Raw genomic sequence first — 24,953 nt, forward strand, 5'->3', positions numbered from 1 at the left:
CTCTCGAAGCAGCCACGCGAGGGTGAGAGCGCCCGAAACGACCATGCCCCAGCCGGCGAAGCGCCGCGCGGGGCGGAGACGGGGGTAGAGCGCCCCCAGGAGCGGAGGCAGCAGCGTCGCGGTCCCGACGCTGTAGAACCCGTACCAGAGCGCGACCACCGAGCGCGAGGCCAGAGCGATCCCAGCCGACGCCGCGGTCGCGACGCAGAGACCCGCGCGGGTCCAGAAGATCTGGTCGGCCTTCCCGCCGCTGAGCCGCCACACCAGATCGCGCCCCAAGGTCACCCCCCCGACGAGCAGGAACGAGTCCACCGTGGCCATGACCGTCGCCACCATCCCCGCGTAGAAGACGCCGAGGAGAACCGCCGGGAGCAGCCTCTCCCCCAGCGCCGGGAACGCGTCCACCCCCGAGGGGAGCCCCGGCAGCAGCGCGCGCGCGTACATCCCTGTGAAGGTCGTGAGGCCGTCGAACAGCGCGAAGAAGAGGATCGAGACCAGGATGCCGTTCCGCGCGGTCCGGGGTGACCTCGCGGCGAAGGAGCGCTGGTAGAAGGTGGGCTCGACGAGGGTCTCGAGGGCGATGAAGTACCACGCGGCCACGTATCCCGCTCCTTGCGCGCCGTCCCAGGTGAAGTGCTCCGCCGGGAGGCTCTGATGCAGGAAGCTCCAGCCGCCGGCGGTCCAGACGGCCACCGGCAGCAAGAGGAGGAAGCCGCCGTACATGAGCCCGAACTGCAGGCCCTTGGTCCGCACGACCGACCGGAAGCCGCGGGCGGCGATGTAGGAGAAGCAAAACAGGGCGGAAGCCACCACCGCGAATCGCTGGTCCCAGCCGGTCACCCTCCGGAGCAGGACGCCGAGCATCAGGAGGTACGCTGCGGGGAGCGACAGCGCGAGCACCGTCACGGTTCCCACGATCCCGGCGCCGCGCCCGTAGGTGTCGAACAGGAGGTCCGGGACGGTGTACCCCGCCGCCATCCGCGCCTTCCTCGCGAACAGCGCCGCGAAGAGCAGGGCGCCGACGTAGTAGGGGACCCCCATCACGAGCCAGTTGGAGAGGCCGTGGAGGTAGCTGTACTCGCCGACGCCCAGCACCCCGCCGTACCAGGTCGCCACCAGCGCCACCACGAACGCGGGCAGGCTCAAGGTCCGGCCGGCGAGGAGGTAGTCGTCGGTCCGGTCCGCCGCGCGCCGGGCCCCGCGCACCCCGAGCCACACGGTCGCGGCGAGGTACGCCGCCACGACCCCCAGATCCAGCGGGCCCATCAGAATCCGAAGGTCAGGCCCAGGAGGACGTTTCGAGTCGCTCCGGGGAAGAACTCCGAGTAGAACGACGAAAAATCGGCGCTCGGGTACGAATACCCCATCGCCACGTAGCGCCGGTCGAGCAGGTTGTCCACGAAGAGGTCGAGGCGGAGCGTGGCGCCTCGCTTCGAGACGAGCCGCGTCAGGTCGAGGCTCGCCCGTGCGTCCACCACCGTGGTCGGTCCGATCCGCTTCGAGACGTAGTCCGGCGCGAGGCGGGCCGCGGGGTCTTTCCTCTCGTCCTCGCTGTTGTCGAGGAAGATCGTGCCGATCCGGCGCGCGCCCAGCGTGGCGCGCACCATTCCGAACGCTCGCGACACCCGGATGCGCGCGGTGCTCTCCGGGAACCCCGCGATCCGGTTCCCGGAGTCGTCGACGCGGATCGGCGCGCCGGAGGCGTCGCTGCCGTAGATCGTGAAGCTCTGGAGCACGTCGCGGCTCGCGGCGAGGTAGGCCGACACGTCCACCTCTCCGGGCAGCCGCCCCGAGGCCTCGAGCTCGATCCCGCGGTGGAGCGAGCGGCCCGCGTTGACCGTGATCGGCAAGCCGTCCTGGTCGAGCCCACCCTCGGGGACGAACTCGTCGCGGAACCGCATCTCGTAAGCCGCGACCTTCAGCTTCGTCGCCCCCGAGATCCACGTCGCTCCCGCCTCGTAGTCGTTCAGCTTCTCGGGGCGGGCCCGAGGATCCGTGAATTCCCGGCTCGACAGGCTGCCGCTCCTGAAGGCGCCGGTGGGCAGGGAATACGGGTCTTCGGGGTCCCACACGCTCGCGAACGCCGGCTCGCTCGCCGCGTCGGACGCCGTGGCGTAGAAGCCCAAATGGTCGGTTGGGTTCCAGTTGACGCCGATCCTCGGCGTGAAGAACGAGTACGTCGCGCTCCACGAGAAGTGCCGGATCGCGTCGTCCGACATCGAGAACCGGTGGCGCGTCGCCTGCGCCTCGAAATGGAGCGCGAGCCGGGGGAGGGGGCGCCACGTCTCGCGGGCGAAGGCCGACACGGTCGCCTTGGAGTTCGTGTAGTCGTACAACGTCTTCGCCGAGTCGAGCGGCTCCGGATCGACGCACGGGCCGGTCGGGTCCCCCGGCGCGCAGACGGTTCCCGCCCGAAGCGACCCCTGGTGCCGCAGCGCGTGGTCCTGCAGGAACAGGCCGGCGGTCAGCGTGCCGCCGGGGTGGTCCCAGACGAGGCGCGGGACCCATCCGAGATCCCGTCCGCCGATCCAGCGCCGCCGCCACGCATTCTCGACCGGTCGGACGATCTCGGGCGTCCCGTCGGGGTCGTACGACGTGACGTAGCCGTCGAACAGGTCGTCGTGCTGCATGAAGTAGCCGTCGTTGACCACGACGTAGGCGGCGTCGTGGAGGAAGAGACCCTCCGCGATCTTCCAGTCGTGCAGCACGTGGAGATGCGGCTGGACGAAGTTGTCGGTCTCGCCGGGGGCCATCGGGTTGATCCGGCGGTCGTGGTCGGCGTTCCCCGTGATCTCGCCGCGGAGGTACTCGATCGGGGCGCCGTAATAGGAGAGCTGGGTGTGCTCGGGGCCGCCGAACAGCTGGATGCGGAGCACCTGGTCGTCACTGTATCGCTCGAGCGCGAGCTGGAAGAGCGTGTGGCGCGTCCAGGCCGGAACGCGGTAGCCGTCGCTCTCGACGCGCGCGGCTCGCGCCGAAAAGGCCCACCGGCCCCCGGCGATCGGCCCGCCGTAACGGAAATCGAGCCGCCGCGTGCCGAACGAGCCGACGCCGATGGTCAGCTGTCCGCCCTCGACCGGATCGAGGTGGCCGGTCTCGAGCCGCACCGCGCCGCCGACCGCGGGCGACCCGTAGAGCGCCGTGCCGGTGCCCCGCTGGACCTGGAGGCTCGAGAGCCCCCCGGCGAGGTCGGCGAGGTCGATGAAGTACAGCGCGTGGTCCTCCGGGACGTTCAGCGGGATCCCGTCGATGTAGGTCGCGATCCGCTCCTGACGGAACCCCCTCACGCTGAGGTAGCTGTAGCCGATCCCGTTCCCTGCGTCGCTGTAGGCGTACGCGTTCGGCGTGTCCGCGAGGATCATCGCGAGGTCCTGGCCGCGATCGCGCGCCTCGATCTCCTCACGGGAGACGTTGGTGAAGGTGGCGGCGTCCTTCCCCTCCTCGGCCGTGGTCGCCGTGACGATCACGCTCTCGACGAGAGGGGGGAGCCGCTTCGGCTTCTTCTTTCCCTCGGCGGGCTTCTCGTCGCCGCTCGACGGCGGCGGTGGGGTTTCCCCGGCATTCGCTCGCACGACCGGCGGGACGACGAGCCACGCGGCCGCGAGCGCGCAAGCCGTCAACGCGCGCGCCCAATGCGGGATGCAATTCGATTCCATCGCGGCCTCCCGGTCGGGAGGTGCGGTCCCTGGTTCCGATCGGGACCGTCCTGCCGACCCTGAGCGCGAGGGCGAACGGTCCGAAGGAGCCTGGGAGAGGATTCCTGCGGGCACGTCCCGTTTCCCTACGCTGGTATGATCCAGTTCAGGTTCGAGGGTTTTTTCTCAGCCGGGAACTCTCCCGGCACCCCTAACGGAACCGCCATCACCCTACGACGACCGGCGTCGACCGTCAACCCCGGCCGGACCGCCGGCCGAATCCGCCGCGTTGACCGCCTAGGCGGCCCGAACTATGATTGAACGCTTCGCATGGCGGCGTAGCCAAGTGGTAAGGCAACGGTCTGCAAAACCGTCATTCACCGGTTCAAATCCGGTCGCCGCCTCCATCGATCTTCGCCGGCAACACCACGACACTCCTCACGCCGCCCGGATCGACCTTCTTACATCGCGTTCGTCATTTCGACGCGGCGAATCTGCTCACACGACGCCCCAGCGGCGCGTTTTCGCGCTCCCGGCCCGGAAGTTCTCGAAGGGGCTTGCGGCTTGCATGTCGTAACCCGAGGCGTGCCGAAGGCAGGCCGCCGACCGGACGATACCGGGGCGGTCCATGCCCCGAAGGAGGCTCCCGATGCGTAGGCCCGTGACGATCTTCCTCCTGGCGATCATCGTCGCCACGATGACCGCGTGCACATCGAACACCACGATCCCGTCGCGCGGGAACGTCGCCGTACTTCTGACCGACGCGCCCCTCGATCTGACCGGGGTCAAAGCCGTGAACGTGACCCTCAAGGACATGATCTTGTACCCGCCGGAAACGAGCGGGACCTCGTCGGACACCGGCGGGACCTCGATGGAGCTGCAGAACGTGGTCGCCGGCGCCGGCATGAAGGTCAACCTGCTCGACTACCGGAACGGCAAGACGGTGGTGGTCGCAACCGCGGACGTGCCGCCGGGGTCGTATTCCAGGATACGGCTCGAGATCGACTCGGCCGAGCTGGTCCGGGCCGGCGCCACCGCCGATGCCGCGGACCAGGTGGACCCGATCTTCGTTCCTTCGGGCAAGGTCGACGTGCCGGTGTCCTTGACCGTGACGAGCGGCGAGCCCACCGCGGTGACGCTGGACTTCGACGCCGCGATGTCGGTCCAGGTCAACGCGACGAACGGCGAGCACCCGTTCATCCTCCGTCCGGTGATCACGCCGGTGGGGGCGTCCCACAGCTGACCGCGTCTTGCTAGAATCTCCCCTGCGGCCCGGCCGAAGGGAGCTCCTCCCGCCCCCGGTGCCGCGGGGGCGGAGGCATGTTCGAGCGCAAGCCCAAGCTTCCCGAAGGTCCCGACCTCCTCGATCGCGTGGTGGCGGCGGGGTGCCAAAGGGTCGCGATCCTCGGGCTCCACGCCCGCTCCGGGACGCGCACGGTCCTGTCGTACCTGGTTCGCCGGATTCACGCCCGATCGTGGCCGATCGCCGTTACCTCGGCGCCCCGCCTCCCTCTCGAGATCGAGTTCGAACAGGTCCCGGCGGCGCAGCCGGTGACACGGCTCGCGCTCCCGGACGGGGCCTTCGTGGCCACGGCAGCGGACACGGTGAGGACGGCCGAGGGCGGCCTCGAGCTGGTCGAGGCGACGTCCTGGCAGACTCCCCTGGGTCCCGTCGGCCTCTACCGTGTCTTCCGGGGTGGCGAGGTCGATCTCCACGGTCCCTCCGAAACCCACGGAATGGCGGAGGTGCTCGCTCGGCTCGGCGAGGTCTCCGGCGGACTCGTCGTGGTGGACGGCGGTTGGGAGCGTCGAGCGTTCGCGGCGCCCGGGACCGTGGACGGGACGATCCTCGTGGTCGGATCCAGCTATTCCCCGTCGCCCGAGCGCTCCGCGGCGGCGACGCGTTACGTGGTCGAGACCCTCTCGGTGCCGCCCTGCGAGGAGGCGGCCCGGGTGGCCTGGGAGGAGACCGCGTCGTCCGGGGCCGCGGCGCTCCTCGACGCGCGCGGGAAGGCCATCGGCGTCCTCCCTCCCGGGCTCGAGGACCCGACTCGCGCGCTGGAGTCGCAGGGAAAAGCCCCGGCCTCGACCGTCGTCCTGCCGCACGGGCTCAACGACGAGTTCATGATCCCGCTGGTGCGGTCGACCTTCCGGTGCATCCTGGTCGTTCGCGACGCGACGCGGATCAACGTCGCCCCGATCTACTTCAAGGCCTGGCTGAAGGCGAACGGCCGGTTCCAGGTGGTTCGTCCGATGAGGATCGTCGCGGTGGCGACGAACCCGGCGAACCACGCCGGCCCGGACGCGGATCCGGTGCGCTTCCGCGATCTCGTCGCTTCCGCCCTGCCGCAGTTCTCCGTGCACGACGTGGTCCTGGAATCGGGCGACGAGCACCGGAAGCCGGCGTGGAAATTCTGGGAGTGACGACCCGAAATCGGAAGATCGGCCTCCGCAGTTTCAATTTCGATTCCGAGTATGTTCGTCTTGCCCTCCCTACAATGCAGTAACCTTCGGCAAGTATGCGCGGCGGCGGACCGCAAATGTACGGTTACCGCAAGCGGCTATCTCCCAAAGGTTTACCGGTAACGATTCGATTGTCCTGAGCATGGCACGGCGCTGGCATTAAGGCATTCCCCGCATTGGGACACCGACTCATAGGAGAGCCCGGGAATGCGAGACATTCATCGCCGCATCGCGCTCCTCGCGGTCGTCACCTCGCTCGCGGCACTGACCGCTTCCGCGGGTACGATCTCATTGACGTGGAACCCGGTCTCCGATTCGGATCTGGCCGGATATCGGGTTTACTGGGGCACCTCGCAGGGGGCCTATACCAACAGCCAGAACGTTGGCAACGTGACTTCCGCCACGATCAACGGGCTCACCGACTGCACCACCTGGTACTTGGCGGTCAAGGCCTACGACACCACCGGGAACCTAAGCGTCAACTACTCGAACGCGATATCCGGGTGGCCGCGTCCGACGGTCACCCTCAGCGCGCCCTCCGCAGCTGAGCAGGGCAGGACGCTCTCCCTCAACCTCACCGGCACCAATTTCATGTCCGGTGCCACCGTGCAGACGGGCAACGCGGGCATCACCGTGAACTCCGTCACGGTGAACTCCTGCACCCAGATCACGGCCAACGTGACCGTGGGCGGATCCGCCGCGGCTGGCGCGACCAACCTGGACGTGACGAATCCGGACCAGGTGTTCGGCTCCGGGTCCGGCCTCTTCACGGTCCAGGCGGCGACGATTCCGACGGTGTCCTCGACCTCGCCGGCCAACGGCGCCACGGGCGTTTCGGTCTCGGTGCACCCCACCGTCACCTTCAGCGAGGCGATGCTCGCCTCGTCCGTCACGTCGTCGACCGTGCGGATTCTCGACGGTCAGGGGGCCGCGGTGGCGCAAGCCGCCGGCTCGCCCTCGCTCTCCGGCGACGGCTTGACCGCGACGGTCGTGCCGGCGGCGAACCTCACGATGGGCGCGACCTACAAGATCCAGGTCGTCGGCGGCGCATCGGGGGTGCTCGATCTCGCGAACCACTCGATGACCTCCACGTACAACCAGGCCACCGGCTTCTCGACGACGCCGGACACGGCTCCCCCGACGATATCTTCGGTGCAGTCCGGCAGCGTGACCTCCAGCACGGCGCAGATCACCTGGACCACGAACGAGACGGCGGACAGTCAGGTCTTCTACCGGAAGTCGGGCCAGACCGGCTACCAGCAGACCGACGTGGATGCGACCCAGGTGACGAGCCACTCGGTCACGCTCCAGGGGCTCGACCCGTCCGCGACCTACCAGTACCACGTTCGCAGCGCGGACGCGGCGGGGAACGCCTCGACCTCGTCGCCCGACCAGACCTTCACCACCAGCGCGAGCACCTACAGCTACCTCCGCTCCGAGGCGGAGGCGGGGATCCTCGTCGCGCCGGTGCGGATCCAGTCGGGGTCGGGTGGCTTCGGCGGCAGCTGGATCGACACGCCGTCGGGCACCGCGACCGGGACGGCCTCGAGCCCGTCCGGCACCGCGACCCTCGGAATCAACATCCCGACCGCCGGTACCTGGTACCTGTGGCTCAGGATCTACGGCCCGAGCACCTCTTCCGACACCTGGTTCGAGTCGGTGGACGGCGCCGCTCGGCAAACGGTGACGGCTTCTACGACCGGCGCTTGGACCTGGGTCGCGGGGCGGTCCTACACCCTGACGCAGGGGCTCCACACCGTCGAGCTGGGCGGTCGCGATGCCCAGGCCAGGGCGGACCAGGTGCTCCTCACCAACGACGTGGCCTTCCGGCCGACTGCGCAGCCGGTAGACGATCAGACGCCGCCGGCGGCGCCGTCCGGGTTCGCCGCAACGCCGTCGAACCTGCAGAACACGTTGACCTGGACCGACCCGTCCGATGCGGACTTCGCCAGCACCGTGTTGCGCTACCGCATCGACGGGAGGTACCCGACGAGCCCGGTGGACGGCTTCGCGGTCACGCAGGAGCCGGCCGCGCCGGGGACGGCGGACAGTTACGTCCACGCGGGCCTCACCAACGGTACGGTCTACAGCTACAGTGCCTTCGCGGTGGACGCCAACGGCAACGTCTCGGTCGCGGCGCACGCTCAGGGGACGCCTACCGACAACGTCCCGCCCGCGGCGGTGACGAACCTGCGGCGCTCAGACACACGACCCTGACGCTCGGAAACCTCCCGGCGCGCTCCCCCCTATCCCCCCGGTGGCGGGGCGCGCCGGGAGGCGCTGTATCTCCTGCGGGTCCCGGCAACCCGCGCTCAGGCCTTCTTGCCCCGGGGCTTCCGCGGCGGCTTCGTCACGTTCGGCTCCAGGGACTCCGGGCGCGCGCGCTCGCACGTCTCGCAGGGCCGGCCCAGCTCGTAGCAGGGTACCCCGTCGGCCTGCGCTTCCTCGCAGAGGCCGGTCCGGTTCGTGTCCGCCCGCGGCGTGTCGCTGTCGCTTCGCTTCATCTCGAACGCTCCTGCCCCGCCGTCGTCTCCGTCAGGGCTGCCAGAACTGGGATTCCTGAATGGCGGCCCCCGGCTCCTCTCCCAGCGCGGCGGGGAGATACGCCTTTCTCGCGTAGTCGCGGAGCATCCGCTCGGTGCTGAAGCGCGGGGTGAGCTTGGCCAGGGCGCGCTTCATTCGCGCGATCCACTCCACGGGGAGACCCGACGCCGGATCCTGCCGGTAGAAGCAGGGGACGATCTCCCCGGCCAGGACCTGGTAGAAGGACGCGGCGTCCTCGCGGTTCTGCGCCGCGAGGTCCGGATTGTCCTGCCCGCTCCCGATGACCCAGCCGTGCGACCGGTCGTACCCCTCGCACCACCAGCCGTCGAGCACGCTGAAGTTGAGTCCGCCGTTGACCGCGACCTTCATGCCGCTGGTGCCGCTGGCCTCGTGCGGGCGGCTCGGCGTGTTCAGCCAGACGTCCACCCCCTGGACCATCCTCCGGGCGACCCGCATGTCGTAGTTCTCGATGAAGACGATCCGGCCCTCGAGCGCGGGGGTGAGCGAAGCCTCGAAGATCCGCCGGATGAGCTCCTGGCCCGGGCGATCCGCCGGATGCGCCTTGCCGGCGAACAGGATCTGTACGGGCCTCCCCGACGCCGTCAGGATGGAGCGGAGCCGGCCGGGGTCGTGGAACATCAGGTCGGCGCGCTTGTAGGTCGCGAATCGTCGCCCGAAGCCGAGGGTGAGGACGGCGGGGTCCATGAGGCTCTCGAGCTGCCGCAGCTCCTTGGGCGACCGCCCGTGACGGGCGAACTGGCCGATGAGCCGCTCGCGCGCGAAGTCGATGAGCCGCTTCTTCTGCGCCTGGTGCGCTTCGAAGAACTCGGCGTCGGGAATCGCCATGACCGCCTCGCCGAAGCCGGGGTCGAGAAGGCGGGACAGGAACCCGCTTCCGAGCCTGCGCCTCAGGAGGTCCCCCAGCTCCGGGCCGAGCCAGGTCGGGACGTGCACGCCGTTGGTGATGTGCGTGATCCGCTGCTCGCCCGCCGCGTCGTCCGTCTTCGGCCAGAGATGTCGCCACATCTTGTCGGCGACCCGGCCGTGCAGCTCGCTCACGCCGTTCGTCTGGCGGGTGGTCCGGATCGCGAGGGCCGTGAGGTTGAATTGTCCGTCGTCCCGGTCCGGCGTGGCGCGGCCGAGGGCGAGCAGGTCGTCGACCGGTACGCCGCAGCGCTTCGCGCAGTCCTCGAAGTACTCCCGCACCAGCGGCGCGTCGAAAACCTCGTTGCCGGCCGGGACCGGTGTGTGGGTCGTGAACACCGCGTTGTCCGCGACCCGGCGGAGCGCCTCGGCGAACGGGAGCCGCTCCTTCAGGACCTTCTCCCGCAGGCGCTCGAGCGAGGCGAACACCGAGTGCCCCTCGTTGAGGTGCCAGACGGCCGGCTCGATCCCGAGGGCGCGCAGCGCGTGAACTCCGCCGATCCCCAGGATGATCTCCTGGCAGAGCCTCATCTCGCGGCCGCGGACGTACAGGATGGAGGTGATCTGGCGGTCGGCCGGCGCGTTCTCGCGGACGTCGGAGTCCAGAAGGACGACCGGGACCCGCCCGATGGTGGCCTTCCAGAGCCTCAGGTGCACCTTGCGCTCGAGCAGCTCCACGGAAACCCGGACCTCCTTGCCGCCGGGACCGACGATGGGGAGCACCGGGAGCCTGCGGACGTCGAAGTCGGGGTAGAAGTGCTGCTGCTCGCCGTCGGCATCCACGGTCTGGAGGAAGTACCCCCGGCGGTAGAGGAGGCCGACGCCGACGAACGGGAGCCCGAGGTCGCTGGCGGACTTGCAGTGATCGCCGGACAGCACGCCGAGTCCGCCCGAGTAGATCCCGAGGCTCTCGTGCCAGCCGAACTCCGTCGAGAAGTAGGCGAACGGGCCGGCGTCGTAGTCCGGGAAGGTCCGGCGGAACCACGACGTGTCGCTTCCGGCGAGGTAGTCGTCGAACGCCTCGACGACCGCCTCGTAGGATGACATGAAGTTCTCGTCGAGGAGCAGCGGTTCCCACCGGTGTGGCTCGACGTTGATCAGGAGCTCCACCGGATTGCGGTAGCGGATCCACCGGACGGGGTCGATGGAGCTGAAGAGGAGGTGGGCCCGCGAGGACCAGGTCCACCAGAGGTTGTAGACCAGGTCGTAGAGCCGCGACAGCTCCATCGGGATCTCGATGTCCGCCACCGGGACCGTGCGGATCTCGGGCATGCGAGTGCGCATTCGCCGCTTCCTCCTGTTCGCTCGCGGGAGCGGGATTATAGCTCCCGGCGGGGCGTCCGTCCGGCGCCCGGAGCTTGCGGAAGGGCACAGGGTGCGGATAAGTTACTCGGTCCGTCGACGCGACCTGGGGATCCCGATGAACAACCTCCGCCTCGATCGCCCCCTGGCCTTCTTCGATCTCGAGACGACGGGGACCGATCCCGCGACGGACCGGATCGTCGAGATCTCGGTTCGGCGGGTGGACCCCGACGGCGGCAGGGACGGGCGCACGCGGCGCGTGAACCCGGGCCGGCCGATTCCCGCCGAGGCCACGGCGATCCACGGGATCCGCGACGAGGACGTGCGCGACGCCCCGGAGTTCCGCCGGATCGCGCGGAGCCTCCTGGAGTTCCTGGGGGAGTCCGACCTCGCGGGATTCAACATCCTGAGGTTCGACGTTCCGCTCCTGGACCGGGAGTTCCGGGAGGCGGGGCTCGACCTCGCGCTCCCGCGGCGACGCGTGATCGATGCGATGGCGATCTTCCATCGCAAGGAGCCGAGGCACCTGGCCGCCGCGGTGGCGTTCTACCTGGGGCGCGAGCACGCGGGAGCGCACGGCGCCGAGGCGGACGCGGACGCGGCGCTCGAGGTCCTGGAAGCGCAGCTCGGGAGGTACCTGGACCTCCCGCGCTCGGTCGCGGAGCTCGACGCCTGGTGCCGGCCTCCCGCCCCGCCGGGCGCGGCCGACCTGTCGGGGAAGTTCCTCTGGAGGAACGGGGAGGTCGTGCTGGCGTTCGGCAAGCACCAGGGGAAGGCGATTCGGGACGTCGCCCGGGAGCACCGGGACTATCTCGAGTGGATCCTGAAGCAGGATTTTCCCGCGGACGCGAGGCGGATCGTGGAAGGTGCCCTCAAGGGCGAATTCCCCGCACCGCCGGCCGCGGCGCGGTGACGCGGAGGACGGGGCGCCATGCTGACCACGTCGGATTTCAAGAGGGGGCTCAGGGTGCTGATGGACGGCGAGCCGTATGCGATCGAGGACTACACGGTGCAGACTCCGTCGGCGCGGGGCGCGGCCACCCTCGTCAGGACCAAGATGCGGAACATCATCACGGGGACCCTCCAGGACCGCACGTTCAAGTCGGGCGAGAAGTTCGACGAGCCGGACGTGCAGTTCCGGCAGATCCAGTTCCTCTACGACGACGGCGAGGGCTGCAACTTCATGGACGTGCAGAGCTACGACCAGTTCTCGCTTCCGAGGGAGCAGGTGGGGGAGGCCGCGGATTGGCTCACCGAGGGGCTCACGCTCTCGTCCGTGATCTTCAACGGGAAGCCGGTCGGCGTGAGCCTGCCGCAGTTCGTGGAGGCGGAGATCGAGATGGTCGGCGGCGGCGCGCGCGGCGACACCCAGTCGGGGAAGAACCTCAAGGACGCCACCCTGACCAACGGCAGGACCGTCAAGGTCCCGCTATTCGTCGAGGCGGGGGAGAAGATCCTGGTGGACACCCGGACGTGGGAGTTCTCGAAGCGGGCGCCGAAGTAGAACACCCAGCGGTGTTCATCTAGCCGCCCGTCCAAGCGACGGAGAGGAACTCCTCGAATTCCCGGACCTTCTCGGGAATGGGTGCCCGGCCGGTCAAGACATCGTTCGCGTCCGGCAGATAAGGCAACCGCTCGCGCGACCGGAGCGCCTCCCGATTGAATGCGCAAGGAAAATCGGGGATCCGGTGAAGATCGCGGTTTCCGGGGATGAACCCGGTCCCGAGCGGGCAGATCCTGCAGGATTCGACGAACCGGCAGGCTCGGCAACGGCCGTGGAACGAGTGTTTCGCCTCCTTGGAATGGAACAGGCTCGCGGAGCGCGCGGCTTCCTGATACCGCCGGAGGCGCCTGGTGAAGGAGCGGTCGCGGAGATCGCCCAGGCGCATCGCCCGCAGGCCGTCGCGCAGGATTCCGGCCGGGAGGGACTGGTAAGATTCGGCGAACGCAGCGCAGCCGTGCGCCTGCCCGTCCACGTCCACCGCGAGCCTCTCGCCGGTCGCGGCGGCGCAGATCGGGGCATGGCGCGGCATACCGGCGTGAACGGCGCTTGTCCGCCTCAGTAGAGTCAGGGGGATCGTCGCCTCCCGCCGGAAGTGGCGCGAGCAGACCTCGCGGATCTGCTCGAACTGGCGCTCGATCTCCTTCACCGTACCCGGTGTCCAATCGAGGTCGTGGGTCGTCGGGGGGGCCATGTGGATCGTCGTGACTCGCTTGTCGAGGAAGTAGCGGACGGATCGGGCCAGGTACGGGAGCGCGCGGACCGTGGGCGTGATCGCGATGGCGACGTCCTCGCGGAGAAAGCTCGGGAACCGGCGCGAGAGGCGATCGAGCAGCCGGTCGAGGCGGGCGAACGTCCCCACCCCGCGGAGCCTCTGCGCTGCGGGCACTCCGTCGAAGCTGATCTGCGTCTCGACCCTATGGTCGGACAGAAACGCGGCGATCCGGTCGTCCAGCAAGGTGCCGTTGGTCGAAAGGGAGAACCGAATCCTCTTGCCGGGAGGGGTGGCCTTTTCGACGTAGCGCACGGCCTCACGGATGCGGGGGAACTCGAGAAGCGGCTCTCCTCCATAGAAAGCGAGTTCCCCTTCCGGCGAGCGTGATTCGAGCAGGAGGTCGGCGGCGCGCCGGAGAACTCGCGAGCCCATCCGTCCGCGCCCCCTAGCGTTCTGGAAGCAGTACGCGCAGCGCAGGTTGCACTCCGCGGTCAGCACCAGCTGCACGCAGCGGATGCGATCGACGCCGCTTGCGGCCATGTCGCTACCTGCGCGTCCCGCCCGTGAGCCGCTTCCCGTTCCCTCCCTTCTCCGGCGGAACCAGCCCATCTGGCCAGCACTTACCGCCCCGCGGCAGACAGATCGGCACGGGGTTGATGTCGATCGAGCGCCGACCCGCGACGAACAGACCCCAGTGTGGAGCGGGGAGTGGCGGTGGCACCCGCTTGTTGGGACCCATGCTTATCAAGGCCTGACGCACGCCACAGAGGTACATCTCGCTCGCCGAGAGAGCCGCTACCAGGTTCGCTACCGTGATACTCTTCCGGGCCGCCTTCTTCTTCGCCATCGTCGTCTCCTTATTCCTGACCCGTTATTTCGAAGCGGAGGCCGAGTGGTCCCCCGCATCCCTCAATAGTTGCCCGGCGGCGCCTCGAGGACCCAGAGATCTCCCCTGGTGTCGACCTGGACGAAGGCGAGAACGCGCCCGTCGTGCGAGACGTCGAATTCTCCGGACGGGGTCCCGCTCCCGAATGAGAACCCAGGCTGAAGCGGAGTGCTCCGGCCATCGGCGAGCGAGACGCGGCGTGCCTCGATCCTTCCTCTGTCCCATTCTCCGCTGACCAGGATCTCGGTTCCGGAAGGCAGCCATCTCCCGCACTGCGCCCACGCGCCGCGCGTCACGCGGCGCGGCGGCGACGCCCCGGCAGCCTCGATCACCCACACCTCGGATTCCACGGGCGTCTGCCCGACGAAAGCGATCCGCCCCCCATCGGGCGACCAGGCCGGGGAGTAATCGAAAGTCGCGCCGGAGGTGAGCCTTCTCGCGGGGCCGTTGGAACGCCCGTTCGCGATGGGCTGGACCCAGAGGTGCGGGCGGCCGTCGCGATCGGAGGAGAAGACGAGGCTCGCGCCGTCGGGCGACCACGAGGGGTGCAAGTCCGTGGCAGGATCGTCGGTGAAGCGCGTGGGCGGTCCGCCCGAGACCGGAATCACCCAGATGTCGCGCTGGCCCTCCAAGACCCTGTAGTAAGCGATCCACTTCCCGTCCCGGGAGAAGCTTGGCGCTGACAGGCCGTCTCCGGGGTGGTCGGTCAGGCGTCTCGGCGGGCCGGCGGGGTGGACGCCGGACAGGGGTTGGAGCCACAGGTCGAGCTTCCCGTCCCGAGCGGAAACCCATACGACCGCGCTCCCGTCCGGCGCGAGCGCCGGGGAGCCGTCCTCCCGGAAGCCTGGCAGCCGGAGCTGGTCGCCGGATTGCGTGTCGAAGAGCGTGATGTCGGGCTGGGCCACGGCGGTGGAATGCGCGAGCCGGGCTCCGTCCCGCGCCACGCTCGGCTGGACTTCCGTCCCCACGCCCATCGTGAGACGGACCGGGTCTCCGCCGCGCACGGGGATCCACCAGAGGGCCGCGGTTCCCTGTCGCAACGACGAGTGGTAGATCCGGCTCCCGCTCGGGGACCAGGCGCAATCGGTGGACGAAGCGTGATCCAGGGTCAACGGGCGGGCCGACCCGCCCGCGGACGGCACGGTCCAGATGTCCTTGAAGTCCTCGTAGCACAGGGTCGTGCCGTCGGGGGACCAGGCGGGATTGGCGTGCAAAAAGATCCCGTCGCCGTCGTGCGTCAGGATCTGGAAGCGCGACGGATCGGAAAGCGGGGCGACCGCGATCCTAAGACGCCCCGAGGCATCCCTTCGGGAGAAAGCGATCCGGTCACCGTCCGGAGCGATGGCGGGATAGGCCGCGTCGAGGACAATGAGAACGGGGGATCCTCCGAGCTTCGGGATCTTGAAGATGGCCGGCTTCCCGTCCCGATGCCCGGTGAAGGCGATGGCGCTTCCGTCGGGAAACCACGCCGGCTTGCCATCGACCGCCTGCCCTCGCGTCCGCTGAAGCGGTGTCCCGCCTCGGACGTCCATGATGAAGACCTCGGGGGTACCCGACTCGTCCGACACGTAGGCGACGAGGCTTCCGTCGGGAGAAAGCACGGGATTCTGCTCGCAGGCGGGACCACCCGTCAGCTGCCGGGGCGTCCCCGGCGCCGGCGGATGATCCTGCCGGAGCAGTTTCCGAATCTCCCCGACGCCGAGAGGAGCGAGCAGCGCGACCACGCACGTCAGAGCCCCAACGAGAAGCCACGTTCGCGAGCGCCGGGGCACGGGTCTGGGTTTCTCCCCGGATTGCGAGCCGGATTCGATTCTCCGACGGATCGCCCGCACGTCCACCAGCATCTCGCTCGCGTGCTGGTACCGCTCGTCGGCGCGCTTCGCGATCGACTTCCGGACGATCCGCTCCAGCTCCTCGGGGACGTCGTAGTTGAACCGGGAGATGGCCTGGGGCTCGCGGTGGAGGAGCGCGTCCACCCAATCGCCCTGCCCGGTGACGCCGAACGCGGGGCGCCCCGTGCACATCTCGTAGAGCACGGCTCCCAGGGAGAAGATGTCGCTCCGATCGTCGAGGGGTTTGCCCAGGACCTGCTCGGGGGACATGTAGCCCGGCGTGCCGACCACGTGTCCGTCTCCCGTGAGGGAGGCGCTCCGAGTCGTCGCGTCTTCCGAGCCGGACGCGATCGCCCCGGCAATGCCGAAATCCGCGAGCCTCGCCCGGCCGTCCGTTCCGATCAGGACGTTGCTGGGCTTGATGTCCCGATGGAGGATCCCCTTCGCGTGGGCCGCGGCGAGGGCGTCGGTCAACCCCTCCGCGTGGGCGAGCACCTCCTCGGCCGGCAGGGGGCCCCGGCGCGACAGCGCCGCGCGAAGATCCTCGCCTTCCACCAGCTCGCTGGCGAGCCAGGGGTGGCCGGTGTCTTCGAACACCTCGTAGACCGGGATGATGTTCGGGTGAGGGAGCCTCGACACCGTTCTCGCTTCGTGGAGGAACCGGCGCAGGAGCTTGGCGTCGGGGGCAACGTCGGGCCGAGGGCACTTCAGGGCGACCTCGCGCTCCAGGTTCACGTCGAGCGCCCGGTAGACGACGCCCATCCCGCCGCGCCCGATTTCCCCGACGATCCGGTAGTGCCCGACCATGCTCCCGGGCTGGGGAGCGCAAAATCCTCCTCCCGGCGGTTGGGCCGAGGTCATGCCTGAACCTTCCACGGCGTCGAGCGGACTCTTGAGACGCCGCTTGGTTGCTTCTGGCGCGATCTTACCACGGTTCGTACGCCGGGGGCGGCGCTTGACTCGGATGCGTTCGGCATCGAGATTATCCGCCGGCCGCCCGCGGGTCCCGGTTGGCGCGGTGGGCGGGCATCGGGCCGAATGGAGGTGGAATGAAGTCAGCGGATCTCGGGAGCGCCGGTTTTCTCGATGCCGTGCTGGACGCGATGCCGATCCCGGTCTTCATCGCGGACTCGGATGTCGTCCTGCTCGCGGTCAACCGGTCCGCCGCGGCGCTCGTCGCCCCCGGGGACATCGTGCTGCGCCGTCGGGTCGGCGACGCGTTGCGCTGCGTCCACTCCTTCGAGAGCGCGGAGGGGTGCGGTCAGGCCGAGGTCTGCAAGGATTGCGTCGTCCGGAACGGCGTGGCCGCCGCGATGTCCGGGAAGGGCGTGAGCCGGGCGCACGCGCGCATGGACCTGCGGAGGAACGGCGGAACGACCGAGGCTCACCTGCTCGTCACCACCTCGGCGTTCGACCACGGTGGGGTCCGGCGGGTCCTGCTCGTGCTCGAGGACCTGCGCGAGCTCGTCGAGCTTCAGAACTTGATCCCGATCTGCGCCTGGTGCAAGAAGGTGCGGAACGAAAACGACTACTGGGAAGCCCTCGAGCGCTACCTCGAGGCGCACGCGGGCGTCCAGTTTACCCATTCCATCTGCGAAGAGTGCCTGGCGAGGCAGGTCCCCGGGCGCTGATGACCGAGACCAGGACCCCGGAAGCCATCGCTCGGGGGTCCCGCCGCGAAGCTCCCGGCCCGATGGGGTAGAATCGCGAGCGAGGCGAGCCCCATGAAGCTCCTCGAAAGGTACGATGCCATCTTGAAACGGGTCGCCGAAGAGGTCGCCAGCCTTTACGGCCCCAGACTCGTCGCGTGCGCCGTGTTCGGCTCGGTCGGGCGCGGCACGCCGCGTCACGACTCGGACATCGACCTTCTGATCGTGGCCCGCGATCTTCCTCGAGGGCGATTCGCGCGGGTCGAGGAGTTCCTTCCGGTCGAGTCCCGGCTCGAAATGGACCTTCGGCCCGTCGACGACGCCGCGGCCCCGATCGAACTCTCTCCGGTCTTCAAGACTCCCGAGGAGTCCGAGGAAGGCAGCCCCCTGTTCCTCGACATGGTCGAGGACGCGAAAATCCTCGTCGATGCCGAGGGGATCCTCGCACGCCGTCTCGATCGCCTCCGCGGGAGGCTGAAGGACCTCGGTGCCCGGCGGGTCTGGAGCGGCAACGCGTGGTACTGGGAGCTCAAGCCGGACTTGAGGCCGGGCGAGGTCTTCGCGCTGTGAACAACCGGAACCTCGCGCAGAGCTACGTGGTCAAGGCGCGGAAGCGGCTCAAGGCGCTGGCCGTGCTGAAAGACGAGGGGGCGCACTCGGACGTCGTGCGCGAGGCCCAGGAACTGGTCGAGCTGGCCCTCAAGGGCATGCTCCGCGCGGCAGGCATCGAGCCGCCCAAGCTCCACGACGTCGGCGGGCTCCTGGTCGACCACGCGGCGAAGTTCCCCGAGAGCGAGCGCGATGCGCTTCCTCGCGCGGCCGAGATCTCGAAGCGCCTGCGCCGTGAACGGGAGCTGGCGTTCTACGGGGATCTCGACTTCATCCCGACCGAGGAGTACTCGGCGGCGGACGCCGAGAGAGCCTATGCCGAGGCGGCCTCCATCGTGGAGATGGCGGAGCGGGTGGTCCACCGCTTGACGCCCTGACGTCGTCGCGTCCCCGGCCGCGGTCGCTCGGGAACGTGGTTCAACCCTCCCGTAGCGCTTCCAACACCCGGAGCGCCAGGTCGCGCTGGCGGACCGCCTCGTCTCGGGCGGCGCCCGGGCGGGCCCGGGCGAGGATTCGCTCGTGCCGCTCGAGCCAGCGCGTCCAGAACAACGTCACGAGAGGGTCCCGGGTGCGGACGAGGAGGGGGCCCGCCTCGAGGAGGTCCGCGCGGGCGAGCCTGGGGTGCGAGAGCCTCTCCCTTCCCGGCTCGGCGGCGATCAGCACGTAGAAGCGGCCGCGGTCGAGGACGAGCCGCTCCTCCGCGTGGCGGAAGCCGTGCTCGACGAGCCAGGCCCGGACCACCACCGGATCGGTCTGCGGCTGGAGGACGAGGCGTCTCAGCGCGAGCGACCGGCGGATCGGGTGGTCGAGGATCGCGACGATCGCCTGCCCGCCGAGCCCCGCGACGACCACCACGTCGACGCCGTCCGCGGGCGCGAGCACGGTGAGGCCGTCACCGACCCTGAGCGTCAGGGCGCCGTGCCGCGGGTCGCCCGGCGGGAACCCGCGGACCTTCGCCAGCCGGCCGGCGAGCGGCTCGGTCGCGATGCACCGGATGGCGCGGCCCGACTCGAGCAAGCGCCGAGGGAGCAAGCCGTGGTCGGTTCCGATGTCCGCCACCGCCGACCCCGGCGGCACCATCCGGGCCAGGGCGGCGAGGCGGTCCTCGGCTGGGCGAGCGGTGCCTCTCCTCACGCCGGAAGGTTACCGCGCCCGAGCCCCGTCCGGCGAGAGCCGCCGATCGTCGCCGGAATCGCGTTCGAACTCTTGCAGCGCTCGCGCCGGGTTCTATAATCAGCGCGGCTTCGGAACCGTGAACTCGGCGCCGGCTCGAGGCGAGTCACAGGGAGGTCTTCCATGAACGTTCCGGCGACCGACCGGTTCACCGTCGACGATGCGGTCAACCTGTACGGCCTCGACGGCTGGGGGAACGGGTACCTCGCCGTCGGGACGGACGGCCACCTGCTGGTCACGCCCTCGCGGGATCCCAGCCGCGCGATCGATGTGGTGAAGGTGGTCGAGGACCTCGGCCGGCGCGGGTTCAAGACGCCGCTGCTCCTCCGGTACCCGCAGCTCCTCGAGGGGCAGGTCCACGAGCTGGCCAACGCTTTCGCCAACGCGATCCGCGAGTTCAGCTACCCCGAGCGGTACCTGCCCGTGTTCCCGATCAAGGTCAACCAGCAGCGTTCGGTGGTCGAGGGGCTGGTCGCCAGCGGCTGGAGGTACGGTCTCGGCCTCGAGGTCGGGAGCCGACCGGAGCTCCTCGCGGCGATCGGCCTGCCCACCTCGCCCGAGGCCCTCCTGATCTGCAACGGATTCAAGGACCCCGACTACCTCTCGTCGGCTTCGCTCGCCACCCGCCTCGGCAAGCAGGTCGTGGTGGTGGTGGAGAAGCCGTTCGAGGTGGACCAGATCCTCGAGCTGGCCCGGGAGGAGGAGGTCCTTCCGAAGATCGGGTTCAGGATCAGGCTTCAGTCGAAGGGGTCGGGGAAGTGGGAGAAGTCGTCGGGGTTCGCCTCGAAGTTCGGGCTGACGACGCTCCAGCTCATGCGCGCGCTGGACAAGCTCAGCCAGGCGGGGCTTTCCCGGAGCATCGCGCTCCTCCACTTCCACGTCGGAAGCCAGGTCACCGAGATCCGCCGGATCAAGAACGCGGTGAGGGAGGCCGCGAGGATCTACGCGAAGGTCAGGAAGGCGGGGGCGGACATCGCGTACCTGGACGTGGGGGGAGGGCTCGGGATCGACTACGACGGCTCGAAGACCTCCTCGGACGCCTCCGTGAACTACACGGTCCAGGAGTACGCCAACGACGTGGTGTTCGGCATCGCGGAGGTCTGCTCCGAGGAGCACGTGCCGCCGCCGACGATCACCAGCGAGTCGGGGCGGATGCTGGTGGGCTACCACGCCATGCTGGTGACCGACGTGCGCGGCATCATCTCGGGGATCGAGCCGGACCCGCCGGCGCTCACGGGGCGCGAGCCCCAGGTGGTGCAGGACCTGGCGGAGGTGGCTCGGAAGATCTCGGTGAAGAACTACCGCGAGTTCTACCACGACGCCATCGAGTACCGGGACCAGATGTACCAGCTGTTCAACCTGGGGATGCTGGGCCTCGAGGACCGCGCCAAGGCCGAGACGCTCTTCTGGGAGACCGCCGGCAAGGCGGTCCGGTTCTCGAAGAGCGCCAAGTTCGTCGCGGACGAGTTCGTCGAGCTGGAGCAGCGGCTCCACGACAAGTACATCTGCAACTTCTCCGTCTTCCAGTCGCTGCCGGACCACTGGGCCCTGGACCAGCTGTTCCCGGTGATCCCGGTCCACCGTTTGAACGAGCCGCCGACCCGCCGGGCGACCCTGGTGGACATCACCTGCGACTCCGACGGGGAAGTGGAGAAGTTCGTGGACCTCAAGGACATCAAGGACGCCCTCGAGGTCCACGACATGAACCCGGGGGAGCCGTACTACCTCGCGTTCCTGCTGGTGGGCGCCTACCAGGACACGATGGGTGACATGCACAACCTCTTCGGCCGGGTCCACGAGGCCGAGGTCATCCTCGACCCGATGGGCTCCTCGCTGATCCGTGACACCCGGCGCGGCGAGCCCGCCAGCGAGACGCTGGCCTGCTTCGGCTACGACGAGGGGGAGCTGACCGAGACCGTGGCCGTGGCGCTTCGCGAGCGGGTGAACCGCGGGGAGTTGGGCCGCGAGGACGCCGACGGCCTCCTGGACGACTACCGGCAGCGGCTCACGCACTACACGTATCTCGACTGAGAGGCCAAGAAGGTAGCGCCTCGGCCGATGCCCGAGACAACGATTCACCCGCCGTTCGAGAAGCTACTGGCGATCCTCCGTTGCCCGCGGGACCGATCGCCGCTCTCGCTGATCAGCCTCTCCTCGCTGCTCGAACGCCTCCCGGATGTCGAGCGCCGGCGCGTGCCCGAGGGAACGGCGGGGGCGTTCGTCTCGGAGTCCTCGCTGACCGCGTACCCCATCGTGGGGAGGATCGTCGATTTCCTCGAACAGGATTCCCTGCGGCTGTCCGGAGGACGGAACGAGGTGCGTCCCGGCACCGATCCGGAGAGCGCTTCGATCCAGCGGAGCGTCAAGCGGTGGTACGACGAATTCGGTTGGCGCCGGAACGAGAACGGAACCTATCACGATACGGCGCTCTTCTCGCAGGCGGCGCCGACGGCGCACGGCTTCTATGAGCTGTCTTCGCACCTTTCCATGCTGGGCCGCCTGTCGGGAGGGGGATTTCTCCTCGATGCCGCGAGCGGGGCCCTCGCGCACGCCGAGAGCATGGCTTACTCGTGGTTCTACGAGTGCCGCGTGTGCGTCGACATTTCTGCCACCGCCCTGCTCGAAGCGGATGCCAAGCTGGAGGGGAGAGGGTTCTGCTGCATGGCGGACATCGGACACCTGCCGTTCCGCGACGGGGTCTTCGGAGCGGTGGTGTCCGCCTACACGATTCAGCACATCGCGGAGTCGAGGCAATCCCGCGCGGTGGCCGAACTGTACCGCGTGCTCGAGCCGGGCGGCCATCTCTGCATCGTTTCCGCCGTCCGGAGACCGTGGGCGCACCGCGCACTGGTGCTCCTGCTGCGGGCCATCCGAACCGTCTTGAACCTGCTGTCGACCGGTCGTCCCGCCGTCGTGTCGCGATCTCGAGGAGCGAGCGCATCCTCGCTGCCGCCGCACGAGCTGTATTTTCACGGCCGAGATCGCGGTTGGTGGCGGAGGGTGGCGCGGGGCCTGACGCGGGCGTATTCGGTCGAAGGCCTGCGATTGTTCCGAAAAAGCGAATTCGAGCTTCTCTTCGGAGATTCCATGCGCGCTGCCACCTGCGTGAGAGCACTCGAAGCTCTCTTTCCGAGGATCACCGCGGGCATGTGCACGATCCTGCTGGTGGACATGCAGAAGGGTCCATCGAAGGGCTCCGACGTCAAGCCATGATCGGGCCCGAAGCGCCCTCCGAGGACCTGAGGCGCCAGCTCGGCCTCGTGGATGCGGCCGCCATCTACGTCGGAATCGTGCTGGGCTCGGGAATCTTCGTGGCCCCGGCGGCGATCGCCGGCATCGCTCCCGGCGCAGCGGCCGCCGCCGCGTTCTGGCTCGTCGGGGGGGGGATCGCGGCTTGCGGCGCGTTCTGCTACGCGGAGTGCGGGGCGCGGCTTCCCCGGACCGGCGGCTTCTACGTGTTCTACCGCGAGGCGTTCGGCGCGCCCCTCGCGTTCGTCGGTGGCTGGGCGGCGGTTCTCGTGACCTACCCCGCGTCGATCGCCGCGATCGCGCTGGTGCTCGCCCGATACTTCGGCGAGGTGATCCCGCTTCGGGGGATGGAAGTCCCGGTCGCCGCGTCCGCGCTCGTGGCGGCCGGCGCCCTCAACGCGCTGGGGGTCAGGGTGGGCGCCGGGGCCCAGCGGGCGCTCACCGGCGTCAAGCTCGCGGCGCTGGCGCTCCTCTGTGCCGCGGCGCTCCTGGCCGGGACCCCGGCACCGCCGTCCCCATCGCCCATCGGGCTCGGCGTCCGTCCCGCGGCGCTTCTCGCGGCCCTCGTGGTGATGTTGTGGACCTACGACGGCTGGTCCGACGTCACGCTGGTCTCGGGCGAGCTGAAACGGCCGGGTCGGGATCTGGGGCGGGCGGTGCTGCTCGGCACGGCGGTCCTCGCCGTGCTGTACGTCCTGGTCCAGCTGTCGGTGGGGGCGCTGCTGGATCCTGCGCACGCGTCGTCCTCGGAGCGGGTCGTCGCGGAGGCGGTCGAAGCCGGCATCGGGGCCCGGGCGGGGAGGCTCGTCGCCGTCCTGGTCGTCGTCTGCACCTTCGGCTCGATCAACGGGACGGTCCTGACCGCCTCCCGCCTCGGATTCGCCATGGCGCGGGACGGCCGATTCCCGTCGTGGTTCGGCCGGGTGCACCCTCGCTTCAACACCCCGGCGCGCTCGGTCGCGGGCCTCGTGGTCGCCGCGCTCCTGTACGTCGTCTCCGCGGGGTTCGGCAACCTCCTGGCGTTCTTCTCGTTCAGCGTCTGGATCTTCTATGGGCTGACTGCAGCCGCGCTGGTCGTGCTGCGGCGGCGCGGGGTGGGGGAGCCGGTCTCCTGGAGGGCGCCGCTCGGTCCCCTTCCTCCCGCCGTGGTGCTCGTGACGTCCTTAGGGATGACCGCGAGCCTCATGTACGACGACCCGACGCGCTCCCTCGCGGGCCTCGGGCTACTGCTCTTGGGGTTCCCCGCCTACGCGCTCTGGAAACGCTACGGGACGGGACGCCTCTAGGCTCGACTCGCCCGGGCGATCTCGATGAACTCCGCGAGGTTCTCGAGGGTGACCATGCCGAGGAGGCGCTCTCCGTCGAGCACCAGCACCGGGGTGCCCGGGTCGTTCTGGAGGCCCCGGAGCACCTCCTCGAGGTCGGTGTCCGGTGAGACCGCGGTGAATTCCCGCTCCATGGCGTCCAGGACCGCGCCGCCGCTTCCCTCCCGGGCGAGCCCGCGCATCAGGCGCGCCCGCGACAGCACGCCGGCGACCCGTCCCCAGGCGTCCACCACGGGGAAGTCCTGCTGGTGCGTGGCCAGGAGGTGCTCCGCGGCGCGGGCCAGGGAGTCCTGGGGCGCCAGGGTCTCGAACCGGGTGATCATCGCCTCCCGCGCGGTCCGCCCGATCACCATGGCGCGACGGCGATGGAACGACACCTCCTGCGCCGCGCCGAGGAAGACGAACAGCGCGATGAACAGGAGCGCCCAATTCGAGATGAAGATCCCCACGGCGCCCAGGAGGATCGCGACTCCCTGGCCGACCGCCCCCGCGATGTTCGTCGCGCGCTCCTCGGTGAAGGCCATGGACAGGGACGCGCGCAGCACCCTCCCGCCGTCCATGGGGAACGCCGGAGCCAGGTTGAACACGAACAGGGTGACGTTCGCGGCCAGGAGCTGCTGGACCAGATTGCCGGGGGAGAGGATCCGCGAAGGCTCGGCCAGGAGCGGGACCTCGAGGGCCCGCATCCCGACGAACAGGGCGACCGCCAGCACCAGGTTCACCGCGGGGCCCGCCAGGGCGATGAGCAGCTCCGCCTTTCCGCCGGGGATGTTCTCGAGCCTCGCGATGCCCCCGATGGGGTAGAGGACGATCTCCCGCGTCCGGACGCCGAAGCGCTTCGCCATCGCGGCGTGGCCGAGCTCGTGGAGCACGACGCACGCGAACAGCAGGACGAGGAACAGCACGGCTCTGAGGGGGCTCTCGCCGCGAGACGTCGCGGTGACGCCGAACCAGATCAGGAGGAGGAGGAACGTGAAGTGGATCCGGATCGGGATACCCATGGCCTTCCCGACCTCGATCGCCCAGCCGGTGCTGGACGCGCCGGGCCTCGTGCGGGCGGCCTTCGGCTTCCTTTCGTCGATCCCCGTTCCCATGTCTCCCGGCCCCCGCGGCGGACCCGACCGCTCCGACGCACGATTCTCCTGC

At 69.4% G+C, this 24,953-nt stretch carries 20 protein-coding genes, 1 tRNA gene and 1 riboswitch; of the genes, 12 read left to right on the forward strand and 9 right to left on the reverse strand.

What is annotated here, in order from left to right:
* Together LAO51_02705 and LAO51_02710 are read right to left on the reverse strand one after the other, a co-directional pair.
* Positions 1-1,266 (reverse strand): sodium:solute symporter family protein (locus LAO51_02705; GenBank protein ID MBZ5637648.1); only part of this gene is annotated, 1,266 nt, incomplete at its 3' end.
* Positions 1,266-3,656: a TonB-dependent receptor gene (locus LAO51_02710; protein ID MBZ5637649.1), complete on the reverse strand. Its 2,391-nt coding sequence runs from the start codon at positions 3,654-3,656 to the stop codon at positions 1,266-1,268. The genes LAO51_02710 and LAO51_02705, both read right to left, overlap by 1 nt.
* Before the next feature lie 105 nt (positions 3,657-3,761).
* Positions 3,762-3,858: riboswitch (TPP riboswitch) on the reverse strand.
* A gap of 109 nt (positions 3,859-3,967) precedes the next feature.
* Here LAO51_02710 and LAO51_02715 point away from each other — a divergent pair.
* The 4 genes from LAO51_02715 (at position 3,968) to LAO51_02730 (ending at position 8,315) form a co-directional block, all read left to right on the forward strand.
* Positions 3,968-4,042: transfer RNA gene (locus LAO51_02715), tRNA-Cys, on the forward strand.
* Between the two features lie 242 nt (positions 4,043-4,284).
* Positions 4,285-4,878 carry a DUF4382 domain-containing protein gene (locus LAO51_02720; protein MBZ5637650.1) on the forward strand — a complete coding sequence of 198 codons (594 nt, stop codon included), beginning with the start codon at positions 4,285-4,287 and terminating at the stop codon, positions 4,876-4,878.
* A gap of 77 nt (positions 4,879-4,955) precedes the next feature.
* The gene (locus LAO51_02725) at positions 4,956-6,059 is read left to right on the forward strand and encodes a hypothetical protein (GenBank protein ID MBZ5637651.1); all 1,104 of its coding nucleotides are present in this window, start codon (positions 4,956-4,958) and stop codon (positions 6,057-6,059) included.
* A 246-nt stretch (positions 6,060-6,305) separates the two neighbouring features.
* Positions 6,306-8,315, forward strand: a complete 2,010-nt coding sequence (locus tag LAO51_02730; protein ID MBZ5637652.1) for a fibronectin type III domain-containing protein — start codon at positions 6,306-6,308, stop codon at positions 8,313-8,315.
* 95 nt (positions 8,316-8,410) lie between these two features.
* On the opposite strand, the gene LAO51_02735 is transcribed toward LAO51_02730, so the two are convergent.
* A complete protein-coding gene (locus LAO51_02735; GenBank protein ID MBZ5637653.1) occupies positions 8,411-8,602 on the reverse strand; it encodes a hypothetical protein in 192 nt (63 codons plus the stop codon).
* A 31-nt stretch (positions 8,603-8,633) separates the two neighbouring features.
* Entirely contained in the window at positions 8,634-10,850 is a 2,217-nt protein-coding gene (gene glgP / locus LAO51_02740) for an alpha-glucan family phosphorylase (GenBank protein MBZ5637654.1), read from the reverse strand.
* A 136-nt stretch (positions 10,851-10,986) separates the two neighbouring features.
* Between glgP and LAO51_02745 the strand changes: the two genes are divergently transcribed.
* Together LAO51_02745 and efp are read left to right on the forward strand one after the other, a co-directional pair.
* Complete coding sequence (locus LAO51_02745) at positions 10,987-11,781, forward strand: 3'-5' exonuclease (GenBank protein ID MBZ5637655.1); 795 nt, start codon at positions 10,987-10,989, stop codon at positions 11,779-11,781.
* 18 nt (positions 11,782-11,799) lie between these two features.
* Positions 11,800-12,372 carry an elongation factor P gene (efp, locus tag LAO51_02750; GenBank protein ID MBZ5637656.1) on the forward strand — a complete coding sequence of 191 codons (573 nt, stop codon included), beginning with the start codon at positions 11,800-11,802 and terminating at the stop codon, positions 12,370-12,372.
* A gap of 19 nt (positions 12,373-12,391) precedes the next feature.
* On the opposite strand, the gene LAO51_02755 is transcribed toward efp, so the two are convergent.
* The 3 genes from LAO51_02755 to LAO51_02765 form a co-directional block, all read right to left on the reverse strand.
* Positions 12,392-13,624, reverse strand: a complete 1,233-nt coding sequence (locus LAO51_02755; GenBank protein ID MBZ5637657.1) for a radical SAM protein — start codon at positions 13,622-13,624, stop codon at positions 12,392-12,394.
* A 4-nt stretch (positions 13,625-13,628) separates the two neighbouring features.
* The gene (locus LAO51_02760; protein MBZ5637658.1) at positions 13,629-13,931 is read right to left on the reverse strand and encodes a hypothetical protein; all 303 of its coding nucleotides are present in this window, start codon (positions 13,929-13,931) and stop codon (positions 13,629-13,631) included.
* Positions 13,932-13,993: 62 nt separating this feature from the next.
* Complete coding sequence (locus LAO51_02765) at positions 13,994-16,663, reverse strand: serine/threonine-protein kinase (GenBank protein ID MBZ5637659.1); 2,670 nt, start codon at positions 16,661-16,663, stop codon at positions 13,994-13,996.
* 188 nt (positions 16,664-16,851) lie between these two features.
* Between LAO51_02765 and LAO51_02770 the strand changes: the two genes are divergently transcribed.
* From LAO51_02770 to LAO51_02780, 3 genes are all read left to right on the forward strand, one after another.
* Positions 16,852-17,433, forward strand: a complete 582-nt coding sequence (locus LAO51_02770; GenBank protein ID MBZ5637660.1) for a hypothetical protein — start codon at positions 16,852-16,854, stop codon at positions 17,431-17,433.
* Between the two features lie 93 nt (positions 17,434-17,526).
* Positions 17,527-18,021, forward strand: a complete 495-nt coding sequence (locus LAO51_02775) for a nucleotidyltransferase domain-containing protein (protein MBZ5637661.1) — start codon at positions 17,527-17,529, stop codon at positions 18,019-18,021.
* Positions 18,018-18,437, forward strand: a complete 420-nt coding sequence (locus LAO51_02780) for a HEPN domain-containing protein (protein ID MBZ5637662.1) — start codon at positions 18,018-18,020, stop codon at positions 18,435-18,437. The genes LAO51_02775 and LAO51_02780 overlap by 4 nt, the downstream gene beginning before the upstream one ends.
* A 40-nt stretch (positions 18,438-18,477) precedes the next feature.
* Here LAO51_02780 and LAO51_02785 read toward each other — a convergent pair whose 3' ends face one another.
* Complete coding sequence (locus tag LAO51_02785) at positions 18,478-19,194, reverse strand: tRNA (adenine(22)-N(1))-methyltransferase TrmK (GenBank protein ID MBZ5637663.1); 717 nt, start codon at positions 19,192-19,194, stop codon at positions 18,478-18,480.
* Between the two features lie 162 nt (positions 19,195-19,356).
* Here LAO51_02785 and speA point away from each other — a divergent pair, with 162 nt between their 5' ends.
* From speA to LAO51_02800, 3 genes are read left to right on the forward strand one after another with little or no spacing between them, the layout of a single operon-like run.
* Positions 19,357-21,264 carry a biosynthetic arginine decarboxylase gene (gene speA / locus LAO51_02790; protein MBZ5637664.1) on the forward strand — a complete coding sequence of 636 codons (1,908 nt, stop codon included), beginning with the start codon at positions 19,357-19,359 and terminating at the stop codon, positions 21,262-21,264.
* Positions 21,265-21,291: 27 nt separating this feature from the next.
* Positions 21,292-22,446 carry a class I SAM-dependent methyltransferase gene (locus LAO51_02795; GenBank protein MBZ5637665.1) on the forward strand — a complete coding sequence of 385 codons (1,155 nt, stop codon included), beginning with the start codon at positions 21,292-21,294 and terminating at the stop codon, positions 22,444-22,446.
* Positions 22,443-23,768, forward strand: coding sequence for an amino acid permease (locus LAO51_02800; GenBank protein ID MBZ5637666.1), 1,326 nt, complete (start codon positions 22,443-22,445; stop codon positions 23,766-23,768). Before LAO51_02795 ends, LAO51_02800 begins: the two co-directional genes overlap by 4 nt.
* Here the strand turns inward: LAO51_02800 and LAO51_02805 are convergent.
* The gene (locus LAO51_02805) at positions 23,765-24,901 is read right to left on the reverse strand and encodes a site-2 protease family protein (GenBank protein MBZ5637667.1); all 1,137 of its coding nucleotides are present in this window, start codon (positions 24,899-24,901) and stop codon (positions 23,765-23,767) included. The genes LAO51_02800 and LAO51_02805 overlap by 4 nt on opposite strands.
* Between the last annotated feature and the right edge of the window lie 52 nt (positions 24,902-24,953).

This window comes from Terriglobia bacterium (genome assembly GCA_020073205.1).
Taxonomy (GTDB): Bacteria; Acidobacteriota; Polarisedimenticolia; order Polarisedimenticolales; family JAIQFR01; genus JAIQFR01.